The sequence below is a fragment of the Candidatus Poribacteria bacterium genome (genome assembly GCA_028820845.1).
Taxonomy (GTDB): Bacteria; Poribacteria; WGA-4E; order WGA-4E; family WGA-3G; genus WGA-3G.
The window spans coordinates 61,994-74,558 of the sequence record JAPPII010000033.1 but is presented as its reverse complement, the minus strand read 5'-3'; the positions used below and the strand labels follow the sequence as shown (position 1 = coordinate 74,558).

Annotated in this window: 11 protein-coding genes; 5 read left to right on the top strand and 6 right to left on the bottom strand. The window is 46.5% G+C overall.

The annotated features are described in order from the left end of the window. Positions 1-86: 86 nt before the first annotated feature. Positions 87-1,172: a transposase gene (locus OXN25_08325; GenBank protein MDE0424857.1), complete on the bottom strand. Its 1,086-nt coding sequence runs from the start codon at positions 1,170-1,172 to the stop codon at positions 87-89. 608 nt (positions 1,173-1,780) lie between these two features. Between OXN25_08325 and OXN25_08320 the strand changes: the two genes are divergently transcribed. The 5 genes from OXN25_08320 to OXN25_08300 all read left to right on the top strand — a co-directional run bounded on the left by OXN25_08320 (position 1,781) and on the right by OXN25_08300 (position 8,313). After that, positions 1,781-2,050: a YtxH domain-containing protein gene (locus tag OXN25_08320; GenBank protein MDE0424856.1), complete on the top strand. Its 270-nt coding sequence runs from the start codon at positions 1,781-1,783 to the stop codon at positions 2,048-2,050. Positions 2,051-2,131: 81 nt separating this feature from the next. Then, positions 2,132-4,396: a hypothetical protein gene (locus OXN25_08315; protein ID MDE0424855.1), complete on the top strand. Its 2,265-nt coding sequence runs from the start codon at positions 2,132-2,134 to the stop codon at positions 4,394-4,396. 55 nt (positions 4,397-4,451) lie between these two features. Beyond that, entirely contained in the window at positions 4,452-5,264 is an 813-nt protein-coding gene (locus OXN25_08310; GenBank protein ID MDE0424854.1) for an N-formylglutamate amidohydrolase, read from the top strand. A gap of 80 nt (positions 5,265-5,344) precedes the next feature. Then, a complete protein-coding gene (locus OXN25_08305) occupies positions 5,345-7,270 on the top strand; it encodes a flavohemoglobin expression-modulating QEGLA motif protein (GenBank protein MDE0424853.1) in 1,926 nt (641 codons plus the stop codon). Then, the gene (locus OXN25_08300; GenBank protein ID MDE0424852.1) at positions 7,267-8,313 is read left to right on the top strand and encodes a glutathione synthase; all 1,047 of its coding nucleotides are present in this window, start codon (positions 7,267-7,269) and stop codon (positions 8,311-8,313) included. Before OXN25_08305 ends, OXN25_08300 begins: the two co-directional genes overlap by 4 nt. Before the next feature lie 4 nt (positions 8,314-8,317). Here the strand turns inward: OXN25_08300 and phoU are convergent, their stop codons facing one another. The 5 genes from phoU to OXN25_08275 form a co-directional block, all read right to left on the bottom strand. Continuing rightward, a complete protein-coding gene (gene phoU / locus OXN25_08295; GenBank protein ID MDE0424851.1) occupies positions 8,318-8,959 on the bottom strand; it encodes a phosphate signaling complex protein PhoU in 642 nt (213 codons plus the stop codon). Positions 8,960-9,096: 137 nt separating this feature from the next. Next, positions 9,097-9,861, bottom strand: coding sequence for a phosphate ABC transporter ATP-binding protein (locus tag OXN25_08290; GenBank protein ID MDE0424850.1), 765 nt, complete (start codon positions 9,859-9,861; stop codon positions 9,097-9,099). A gap of 104 nt (positions 9,862-9,965) precedes the next feature. Next, positions 9,966-10,793, bottom strand: a complete 828-nt coding sequence (locus OXN25_08285) for an ABC transporter permease subunit (protein ID MDE0424849.1) — start codon at positions 10,791-10,793, stop codon at positions 9,966-9,968. A 196-nt stretch (positions 10,794-10,989) separates the two neighbouring features. Next, positions 10,990-11,757: a phosphate ABC transporter ATP-binding protein gene (locus OXN25_08280; protein ID MDE0424848.1), complete on the bottom strand. Its 768-nt coding sequence runs from the start codon at positions 11,755-11,757 to the stop codon at positions 10,990-10,992. Between the two features lie 18 nt (positions 11,758-11,775). Beyond that, a complete protein-coding gene (locus OXN25_08275) occupies positions 11,776-12,561 on the bottom strand; it encodes a phosphate ABC transporter ATP-binding protein (GenBank protein MDE0424847.1) in 786 nt (261 codons plus the stop codon). Positions 12,562-12,565: the final 4 nt, after the last annotated feature.

Below are 12,565 nucleotides of genomic sequence, written 5' to 3'. Positions count from 1 at the left end.
ATACTCACAACGCCTAAAGGCGTGTGCTTCTTGCTTCGTCGTCCACAGCCTCCAAATAGAGGACTTACACGGACTCCACAAGCGTTTTACGTCTCGGTGTATCCCACCGCGACCTGTTTTAAGTTAATGGCTGCGTTAACATCTCGGTCTATAGACGTTCCGCAGTGGCTACAACGATAGGTTCTCTCCGAAAGTGTTAAGTCCATTTTCTTGTGTCCGCAGTTACTGCAGTTTTTAGAACTGGCGAAAAACCTATCTGCCTGCACAATCGGAATGCCAAGCGTTTCCGCTTTGGTCTTAAGTTTCTCAAGAAAGCCACCTAACGCTGCGTCTGATAACGCCTTCGCAAGTTTTCGGTTGTTGAGAAGGTTGGTAACTTGTAGCGTCTCAATACCGATACGACTTGCTTTTGAGACGATCTCTGTCGTTGCCTTATGGTGAGCGTCGCGTCGGATACAAGCAATTCGGTAATGTAGGCGTTCTACAATGTGCTTTTGCTTATACCAGTTTTGAGAGAGAAACTTTTTACGACTTAACTTGCGTTGCTCACGCGCTAACTTTCGCTCATAGCGTTTTAGGGGTTTCGGGTTCTCGTATTTCGTGCCATCATCAAGGGTTGCTAAAGTGTGGATACCTACGTCTATGCCGATTGTGGGGTGCGTTGATATGTCAACGACTTCGGTGTTCTCCACTTCTACGGATACAGACGCAAACCAACGGTGTGCAGTCCTTGAGATGGTAACAGATACGATTTTACCAACAAACCTTAATTCTTGGAAAGTGCGTATCCAACCGATTTTGGGTAACTTGATACGTTTGCCAAGAAACTTAACAGATTGTTCGTCTGTTTGATAGGAATGTTTACAACCGCGCTTTTTAAACTTTGGAAACTTCGTACGTTTTGCTAACCAGTTCTCAACCGCTTTGCCAAGATGATCAATTGCGTATTTGGCAGCACGTTGATCTTGTGCGTGTGTCCAATGAATAGCTTTCTTTTTCTCATTAAATTGGTTCGCAAGCCTATTTTTTGATAAAAAGGTATCCGATGCAAGTGCTACTTTAAAATCAGACAAGGCAGCATTATAGGCAAACTTCGCATAACCGCACTGTTGATAGAACCACGCAATTTGATCGCGATTTGGGCGTAAGGTTATTTTATGTGTCTTTATCATGGGGTATCACATATCACACTTTTAACCCTTTTCCAGTGGGTAGGCAGACACGTAACCAAGCGGTTACGCTGGAAATGTCTGCCAATATGATAGTATAATTATACCACAAAAGACACTTAAAAGCAAATGTTTTTTGATACCAACTCACGAAACACGCGGGTTGGACCCAAAGCTAAACCTTTGGGCTTGTTAAGGTTTATCCGTCAAACCGAAAAATAGATAGCCCTACCCTCCGCGTTGATTGACATACCAATCTGAAACCCAACTTATTTTTAAAATGCTTGGACTTTGGCAAGACCAATTTTTTTTCAAGACAAAAAAAATTAGCATCTGTCACAAAATTTTTTTCGTTTTTGCGCAGGCCAGCAGGAAAGGAAATTCACTCAATTTAGCATCGATATAATGTTATAAAGTCTCACTATTACCGGCTTTTATCTTATGTAAGATAGAAAAGTGATTAATAAAAGATCAAGGGGTGGGACAATTGGCACAGTTTTTGCTTAACAAGTTGTAATACGCGCCGTATGTTTCTTTTCCCAAATTTTTGTATGTTAAAGAGTAAGCATTCTGTTTATGGCGCGCGAATTTAAAAGGAAAAAATAAAAAAAATGAGCAATAACGAACAGAACAACGGATTACCAACCCTACTTGCCTTTTTCACAGGCTTCATGGCTGGTGCGGTGATTGGTCTTCTCTATGCCCCGACTTCAGGTGAGAAAACTCGAGAGCAAATTTGGAGCACCGCCCTTGATGCGAGAAATCAGACGGTAGAGTTTACCCAACAGGCTGTCGGGACGCTTAAGGAAGGTATACAAAACCTTAGGACCGAACAGAAGAATGGCTCTGCCGACGAAGATGAAACGACTGAGGACGCATAGCTTGTATGAAGTTTAAGTATTTATAGTAAAGTTTAGAATTAATTGAACATTAGCACTGGCGAGGTTAGGAAACCTCGTCAAATGAAAGAGAAGTTGAACATGATTTCAGAACCAGAGCAGCAATCCACATCCGAACAAGGACTCGGATTCGGGACCGCCCCAGTGTTTCTCACCTCAGTTACGACAATACTGGGGGCGATTCTTTTCTTGCGGTTCGGTTATGCTGTGGCGAACGTCGGGCTTTGGGGAACCCTTATGATTGTGCTCCTGGGCCATCTCGTAACGATTCCAACTGTATTAGCAGTATCCGAGATTGCGACCAATCGCCGTGTCGCAGGCGGCGGGGCGTATTACATCGTGAGCCGCTCCTTCGGTACAAGCATTGGCGGGGCAATCGGACTTGCATTGTATCTTTCCCAAGCCATCTCAGTTGCTTTCTACATGGTGGCATTTGCTGAAGCTTTTGGCCCCGTCTATGAATGGGTATCCGGTCGGTATGAAATACAACTTGATGCCCGTTGGGTGAGTGTGCCTGGCACCGTCTTGCTGATCGTACTGATGCTGACGAAAGGCGCAAATATGGGGATGTCAGTATTATGGGGTGTTAGCGTGATCCTCGGGGCATCCATAGCTACCTTTTTCTTAGGGCAGGGACCTGAATCCATACGACCCGAGGGGTTGAATATCACGGCAAGCATCGAAAATGGTGATAATTTCAGTACGGTTTTTGCAACCTGTTTTCCAGCGTTCACAGGTATGATTGCAGGCTTAGGGCTCTCTGGGGACCTGAAAAATCCGCAGCGAAGTATTCCACTTGGATCGATTGGTGCAACCCTCACAGGGATGATCGTATACGTTCTTGTGGCTTTCAAGTTATGTCAGAGTGCCACCCCTGAAGAACTTGCCGCCGATCAGTTTATAATGGCCCGGATTTCTCTGTGGGGGCCTGCTATCTATATCGGATTAGCAGCGGCGGCCCTCTCTTCTGCGCTGGGATCCATCTTAGTGGCTCCAAGAACGCTTCAGGCACTCGGACGCGATAATGTGCTCCCGATTCCGCAGTTGAACCGGCTAATGGAAAAAGGTGTCGGTGAAAATCAGGAGCCCGTGTATGCGACCTGTGTATCAGCGGCGATCGCGATGGTATTCGTCGTCATAGGGGGCGTGGACTTTATTGCACAGATTCTGAGTATGTTTTTTATGGTCATGTACGGTGCACTCTGTATGGTTTCCTTCCTTGAGTATTTCGCTGGAAATCCGTCTTACCGCCCCACATTCCATTCCCGTTGGTACCTGTCGCTGTTGGGTGCAGTGATGTGCGGGTTGATGATGGTTCAAATAAGCCTGCTTTACGCGTTCATCTCGGTTGGACTTATGGTCGTAACCTACTTTGGGCTCCGACGGAGCAGACAAGGTCAGCGGGATTTGACAGCTATCTTTCAAGGGACAATGTTCCAACTGACTCGATGGATTCAAACGACACTACAGAAGAGCCGCGTCATTACATCTGAAGATGGATGGAGACCTTCCATTGTCGCTGTGACTCGATTCGGCGCCCGACGTCTTGGACATTTCGATTTACTCCGCTGGATTTGCCATAGACACGGGTTTGGGCACTTTCTTCAATTCCTCCATGCGGATTACTCGTCTTCAAGGGCACAAGAAGCCCGCCGCCTCGTCAACCGGTTAATCCAACGTACAGAGGTTAGTAGCGCAGGCATTTTTGTAGATGCGGTCGTTTGCCCGACGTTCCAGCTCGCGATCGCACAGGTACTACAGACCCCTGGTATTTCGGGTTTGCCTAACAATTGTATCTTGCTTGAGTTCCAACAGGAAAACCCTGATGAACTCGATGAGGTTAGACAAGGCACCCATCTCGCATCGGATTTAATGTTCAACATTCTTATCCTCCGTTCGACGGAGTATCGCTTCGGGTATCGCGCCTCCATTCATATCTGGGTAACAGAAGATGACTTGAAAAATGCACCACTGATGCTGCTATTGGCGTATATCATTGTAGGGCATCCAGAGTGGAAGCGCGCCAGCATCCGGCTCTTCGTTTGCTCAGAAACCAAGAACGCTGAGCGTGAGGCGGACAGACTCTCGACGCTTATAGCGGAAGGACGGCTGCCTATCTCAAGGCAAAGGGTGACCTCCGTCTCCTACGACAGCAAAACGGCTTTAGAAGCAGAAGTGGATCGCAGATCTTCTCAGGCTGACCTTGTTATGGTAGGTTTATCGGAGCAAGATTTGGAGGTTGACAAATTCGCCGAGACCTTACAGTCGTTTGCGGCAGCCAACGATGTCCTATTTGTTCATTCAGCTGAACAAATTTCGATTGATTAGTAGAAAAATCTTGATTTTTGGCGTTTTTTTACGATTACAGATGAGACACAATAACATGACGCACCAAAACACACAAACTATATGGAACATAGCAAAGGGACACAGTCCAATCGTAGCAGCAGCGATTCATGATGGGCATCGGGTACGCAAGGAAGTGTCTGAAATCCTCGCGTTAACTGATGCAGAAAGGCTCAGAGAAGAGGATCCGTTTACGGCACTCTGGACTGAGGTATCCGAAACACGAATTATAGGGACACACTCTCGCTTTGAGGTGGATTTAAACCGCCCGCGTGAGAAAGCCGTCTATATTGAACCCGAAGATGCGTGGGGATTACACGTCTGGAAAGAACGTCCAAACACGCAACTGATTGACAGATCCTTAGCGGCTTATGATGCGTTCTATGCAGAAGTCCACGCCCTGTTGAGAGACGTAGAACAGCAGTTCGGACATTTTGTTGTTTTCGATCTACACTCATATAATCATCGTCGCAATGGACCCAGTGCCCCACCAGCAGATGTAGCAGGCAACCCAGAGGTTAATATTGGCACGGGAACCGGGATTGACCAGAAATGGATCCCTTTGATTCACGGTTTCATGGAAAACCTTCGGAATTTCGACTTTATGGGTAGACACCTCGATGTTAGGGAAAACATCAAATTTCGAGGTGGACAGTTCTCACGTTGGGTTCATGAATCTTTTCCAAACTCTGGTTGTTCGCTTGCTATTGAGTTCAAAAAATTCTTCATGGACGAATGGACAGGCGAACCGGACATGGAGAAGACCAAGACCATTCAACAAGCCTTAAAGTCCACACTTTTAGGTATACGAAAAGAACTGGCCAAATTGAGCGAAACCGATTCAGCTTAAGAAACCCTCCAAATCTGAAACCTCGGTACCACAAAACCGAGTGCGAGGTTGATTGCGTTGGTTGAGGAAACATGAGAAAAATGGAAGATCAATCAAAAGCAAGTAATAAAGTTATCAGTGATCGGTTCATCAGGACGGTTTGTTCTCGACTTGCCGAAAACAAGCAGGTACGTCGCACGCTTCCTGACCATGGACGGTTGCATATTGATCGGCAATTGCCATTTCTCTGTGTCTATCGATATCCACCAAGGCGCAAAGATGCTGGTACAGAACGTCTTGTTATAGGACAACCATCTTATCTGATTGCTTCAGGCGACAAGCAAACTCGGGAAAGTCTATCTAAACTCATTCAGAATATAGTCCAGACATTATCACGCGAGTTTGGAGCATTTCTTATTTTGGAGATTTGGAGCAGCGGAAAAAGGGGAAATGACCTTGATGTTGATACGTTTACAACGGCACCGGAATTCCGGATTACAGCACAATCAAATCTGAGTCCCTTTAGAACCGTTGAGACGCTCGCGGAGGCACTCCGCCTCGTTCGCGTCCGAAAACAGACGACTACCGTCAAAATTGCGAGGCACCGAAAAATAGCTCCGCTCGGTTTACCGGCACTTTTACCAAACCCAGTTCTCAAGGAAAGCGGATGTGCTCTAATTGGGCTTGAGGTCCATCCGATCTATCGTTCGCCTGAAACGGATGAAGTATTTCCGATAATTCGGAGGCTACTTGCACATGAAATCACTGGGGTGCTGCAGAAAACCTTTTTTCAATTCTCACGGACACAAACGACCCATCGTCCCACACATTTTCATGTTCTGGGGCGTCGGGCAGTCGTTAAAGCAGTTTGGAAAATAGACACAGAACTTGCCGAAATTAGTAACGCCTTTGATTTTCTGCTACAGGTTACACCCATCAACACAGAATCGGCGTATGCATCATTTAGACGTTCACATTTTGAACGCACACCCGTTTTTTACTATCGTCCACAACCCTTTGACGCTGCAATGCTCAAACGTAAGCTCTGGAACACTCGACTCGAAAGTATAGAAGACCCCACGCTTGGTTACCTCTTTCGGGAAAAGCGGTATGAACTTGACATACAACTCACGATGCTGAGTCATATCGATACACCGCGGTTTTTTCACGGGAGCTTGCAGCTTTTTGGCGGTGTAGAAGACGAGCTATTGGAACTTGCTGAGAAAATAGTAGAACAAGTGCCTTCGCACAGTCGCGAGAGGGGATCTAAGATTAGACTTGATGCCACGGCTTTTGCGAAACGCGTCGAAGAGGAACTTCAATACTATCGACAGCAATTACCCGAATTTTCTGCAAACGCTGAAATACGTGATGATATTTACACGGGACTTATGGTGTCCAAGGGAAACCTACTCATCGGAAAAAAAACAAGGATTTCAGATTCTCGCGCTGATGCGTTAATTCAGCATGAAGTCGGCACGCATATACTCACCTATTTCAATGGACGTGCGCAACCTTTCCAGATGCTCTATACTGGACTTGCAGGTTACGAAGAGATGCAGGAAGGCCTCGCGGTTCTTTCAGAGTACCTTGTCGGCGGGCTGAGTCTTCCGCGTCTACGACTCCTGGCGGCACGCGTAATTGCGGCACGCTGCCTCATAGATGGTGCTTCTTTTATCGAGACTTTTCAAATTCTCAAAGATACCTATTCATTCACACAACGCACAGCCTTTACTGTCACAATGAGAGTCTACCGCAGCGGCGGTTTAATTAAAGATGCGGTTTATCTCAGGGGTCTCGTAGGTCTGTTAGACTATCTAAAAAAAGGCGGAGCACTTGAGCCGCTCTTTGTGGGGAAAATCGCAGCTGAACACATTCCTATCATTCAAGAATTACAGTGGCGTAAGGTTTTAAAATCGGCACCCCTACGCCCAAGATATATGGAACATCCAAATATAGAAGAGAAATTCAACGCACTACGTAAAGGGCTATCCGTCCTTGACTTCATCAAAAAGGAGAAAAAATGAAAATCGGATTCCTCATCAATGATCTGGAAACTGAACAAGCAGGATACACAACGACTCGGCTGGCAATGCAGGCGATCAATATGGGACATGAGGCGTGGATAATAGCAGTAGGCGACCTCGCTTACGACCCAGATGAGTATATCCGCGCCACGGCGCGTATGGCACCACGCGGAAATTATAAATCTCACGAAACCTATTTTAATGACCTGCAAAGCAGAAGGGCGAAAGTCGAGCGTATTACCGTCGATGAATTAGATATTTTGCTCCTGCGGAACAATCCAGCGGATGATGCTATTGCCAAACCTTGGGCGCAAAACGCAGGACTCATTTTCGGAAGAGTTGCAATGCGGCATGGTGTTATTGTGCTTAATGATCCAAATGGGCTTGCCAAAGCACTCAATAAAATGTACTTCCAACTTTTCCCCGAAGAAGTGAGACCGAGAACCTTAATTACGAGAAGTCAAAGCGAGATCAAGGCATTTGCTGAAGAACAAGACGGGACAATCGTCCTGAAACCGCTCCAGGGATCCGGTGGACAAAGCGTTTTTCTTGTGAGACCTGATGACCTTCCAAATATCAATCAGATGATTGATGCAGTAGCCAGAGATGGATATGTCATTGCACAAGAATACCTACCCGCAGCAGCAGAAGGCGACACCCGCTTGTTCGTTCTCAATGGACAGCCGTTGCGTTATCGTGGTAGATATGCTGCTTTCCGTCGTGTTCGCATGGGTGGCGACATGAGAAGTAACATTCACGCGGGTGGGAAACTGCGGCAGGCGGAAATTACGGATACCGCCTTAGAACTCGTTGAAATGGTACGTCCTAAATTAGTTCAAGACGGCATGTTCTTGGTAGGTTTGGACATTGTAGGTGACAAACTTATGGAGATTAATGTGTTCAGCCCAGGCGGGTTGGGAAGCGCACAACGGTTTGAAAAAGTGAATTTCAACATCGCCGTTATCGAGGCACTTGAGAAAAAGGTGCAGTACATGAAATACTACCGGCGAAACTTTGACAACGTGGAAATGGCAGTCCTGTAAGTGTTTAAGAATGTCGGATGATGTCGCCTTTGACGAGATAGTAGACCTCTTCACCGATATTTGCTGCGAGGTCGCCCACGCGTTCGAGATGGCGGAAAAGGAGTAAGATGCTGATACCCGGTGGAATAAGTGCGGGATGTTCGGTTAGCGTCGCGAGAAGTTCATGGAGCATCTTTTGATAAATTTCATCGACCTCATTGTCGCGTTCTCGGATTTCTAAGGCGAGTTCAGCGTTTCGGTTAACGAAAGCATCCAACACATCCTTTACCATGGTTTGAATCACTTGTGCGACATACGGTAAATCGACGAAAGGTTTGAGGGGTGGATATTCCAATAATTCAAGACTTCGTTTCGCAATAGCGACGCTTTTATCGGCAATCCTTTCAATGTTGAAACTGATCTTCATTACCGTCGCCAGGAAGCGGAGCTCAAAAGCGACGGGTTGATGGAGTGCGATGAGTTGGATACAAGATGATTCGATTTCGTTTTCAAACCGATCAATCTGATCATCTGTAGCAATCACTGTCCGTGCTAATGCCTCGTCTCGCGTTAGAACGGATTCAATGGTTTGGCGTAGCATCTGTTCAGAAAGCCCTGCCATTTCCAAAAGTTTATGCTGAAGTTCTCTGATTTCATTCGCTAACATACTTTTAACTATTTACTCCTGGGCTGCTGCGTCCGTTGTCCTTGCAGTCTTCCAATCGCCAACAAACCTTTGACAACCTAAAGCAGGTCTCTTAACATTCTCAAATGACCCCTGATAATTGGCGACTGACAACTATTTTACCCCATTCTACCTGTTACATACTGTTCCGTTCTGCTGTCCTGTGGGTTGGTAAAGATTCTTTCCGTTGCTCCAAATTCGATTAACTCGCCGCCGTAAAGAAATCCTGCAACATCAGAAACGCGAGCGGCTTGCCTTCTTTTGTTCGTGGCGAAAATGAGTGTGCAATCGTTTGTCAACTCCCGCATAAGGGTCTCAATCTTAACAGTCTCAATAGGATCAAGTTCACCACAGGGCTCATCGAATATCAGAACCTCTGGTTCAGCAGCCAAGGCGCGTGCGACACAGAGCAGCTGCTGTTGTCCCGTGGATAACTGCGCCGGTGTTTCGTCTAAGATGCCCTTGACCTCATTCCAGAGTCCGGTTCTTCGGAGGTTTCCCTCAACAACGACATTTAACTCAGAGGTTCGGTTTACGCCTGAAATCCGAGCTGCATACGCTATATTTTCGTGGATAGATCCTTGGAATAAGACGGGTCTTCGGAACACCATCCCGATCTGTTTCCGCACAATTGTAGCGTCCTGCTCGGCATACAAAGAGCTCCCCTTAAAAAGGATTTCACCGGTGAATTTGAAGTTTGGTGTAAAGTCGTTTAATCGATTGAAGCACCGGACAAGGGTGCTTTTACCGCAGTTAGCGGGCCCGATGAAAGCCGTTATCCGTTTTTCCTGAACCTCAAAAGAGAGCGGCTTCAGAATCTCCTTTTCACCATACCAGATATTCAGATCACGAATGCTTAGAATAGATCGCTCTTTTGCGGTCATTATTGTCTGTATCGCGAGGTATTGAAATTCGCGCTCCGTGTCTCCGATATGTGTTCGTCTTAAACATTTAACGCAGTTAACAAACTTAAACGCACCAGCAAACGTCAGGTGTGTCGTATCGAAACAGCAGCGTGTCTCTCAGCGAGGAAACTTGAGAAAATACTCAACAGCAACGCACCACCTAAAAACAGCATAAATCTGCCGGACGCTTGTCCAGACTGGACTGGACGACTCCAGATACAGATACCGACGAATAAGGCGGCGGCGGCAAGTGCGCAAGACATCGCACGGCATCCACCAGCAAGTATCCGTCGGCGTGCAAGCGGCACGACATGTTCCATCAGCACTTGCCAGCGATTGGCACCAAGTGCGTACGCGGCTTCACGAATTGGCATCGGTACCGACCGAAGTGCTTCTTGGGTCGTCTTAATCGTCCTCGGCATCACTAACAAAATAAAGGTCAACACGGCGATATAAAACAGCGTCGTATCACCTTGAAAAGAGCCTGTTTTCAATGAAGTCGCATCCAAACTTTCCGCAGCCATAAGCCCCTCAACCGTTCCGAAAACACCACTGTAGGGCAGAAAAATTGAGACTGCTAAAAGTCCATATAAAAGCGAGGGGACACTGCTTAAAATACCGACCTGACTCTCGACGAAACGTCGAACCCAATTTGTCTCTCGAAGCCACTCTTCAAAGTAAAAGGCACATAGCACCGCAAACAAAATTGCGAAAAAACTAATAATTAAAAAAAGATAGAGATCGCTGAGTGGTCCCGATAGCGTCTCCGAGACAGGTATTACTGATGATACCTCTACATCAGAGACGCGCAATTTTTGTAGAAGGTACCATATTGGGATGAACACCGCTCCCAGTATAACGAGCGCAATACTCTGCAAAGCGAATTTTTGTCTTGGATTCGGACGAGTCATTAAAGAATTCATAATATTGGCAATCAGCGGGAATAGCAGTCAGCACGCTGCGCTTTCAGCAATCAGCAGTCAGCAAGAGGAAGATCCTTTAAACGGAACAGATCTTTACTGACCGCTGAGAGGGTTGCGTAGCAATCCCGGTTCATGCCACACGGAGAACCTGAATACCGTTGATGCTGAATGCTGAATGCTATCCTTATCCGTACCGCATTTGCACATAATCTGCAGTTTTGGGGTGTTCTGGTGTCTGAAACAGTGCCTGTGTCTCTCTATATTCAATAAGTTCACCGAGGAACATGAAGATACACTCTTTACTCACGCGTCGCGCTTGCGCCATATTGTGCGTCACAATTAAGAATGTGTAGGTTCCTGCGAGTACCTCCATGAGTTCTTCAACAGCGAGTGTTCCTTTTGCATCCAAGGCGGAGCACGGTTCGTCCATGAGAATAACTTTCGGCTTAAGCGGTAATAGCCGCGCGATACAGAGTTTCTGTTGCTGTTCAAGCTGAAGTGTTGTTGCGCGGACCTTCAATCTATCCTTTAGGTCATCCCAGAGGAAAACAGAGGTTAAAGCTTCTTCAACGATCTGATCGCAGTCCGTCCGTGTTAGGCTGCGCATTGGTGAGTGAATCCGCAAACCGAATAAGACATTTTCGTAAACCGAAATTGGCAATGGATTCGGTCGCTGGAACACCATACCGACGGCTTTGCGGAGTTCTGGTAAAGAGACATCTGGGTCGTAGATATTTTTTCCGAGGACCTCAATTTTCCCCTTGGTCGTGACGTTGCCGTAACGCTCGTTGACCCGATTAAAACAGCGAAGTAATGTCGATTTCCCGCATCCTGATGGACCGATAAGAGAGGTTATCTGACCATTGGGTATTTTGACATTGACATCAATGAGTGCTTGAAAATCGCCGTACCAGAGACTAAGATTTTCAGTTTCAATGCTATAATTCATCATTCCCATAGTTTAAAAAATTTAGCCAAAAGTGCCGTTGACGTAATCGTAAGTGGCCTGATTCCTCGGGTTGTCAGAAAAAATCACATCGGTTGTATCAATCTCAACGAGATCGCCATTGAGCATAAAAGCGGTGCGGTTTGCTAACCGTTTCGCCTGTTGAACAAGATTGGTGACAAGAAGAATCGTCATTTCCGTCCGTAAAGTTTTCAGGACGTCTTCAATACGCATCGTTGTAACAGGATCGACAGCAATAGAAAATTCATCAAGACAGAGAATCTCCGGTTGATGCGAGAGGGCGCGGGCGATCGTAAGGCGTTGTTGTTGTCCACCAGAGAGTTTCGTCCCAAGCGTATCCAGCCTATCTTTGACTTCATCCCAGAGTGCAGCTTGCTGCAGACACCGCTCAACGATTTCGTCTAATTCCGATTTTGCCCGAACGCTTGCTGTCCGCGGTGCGAAAGCGACGTTATCGTATATTGAAAGGGGGAGTCCTACGGGCAACGGCAACACCATACCGATACGCCGACGTAAGCCATAAACATCGCCAATCGTGCTAATGTCTACGCCATCAAGTTTTACAGAACCTTCTATAGTCGTTCCTGCCGTAAATTCCAGCGTTCTGTTGATAACCCGCAAAAGTGTGGTCTTACCCGACTGCGCAGGTCCAATGATACCGAGAATCTCATTTTTATGGACATCAAAAGAGATTCCGTTCAGCGCAGGTGTATCGCCGTAACGGACCGTCAGATCGTTGATTTCAATTATAGGTGTGGTTTGTGAATCATTATTACCATTCGTGTTCATATTT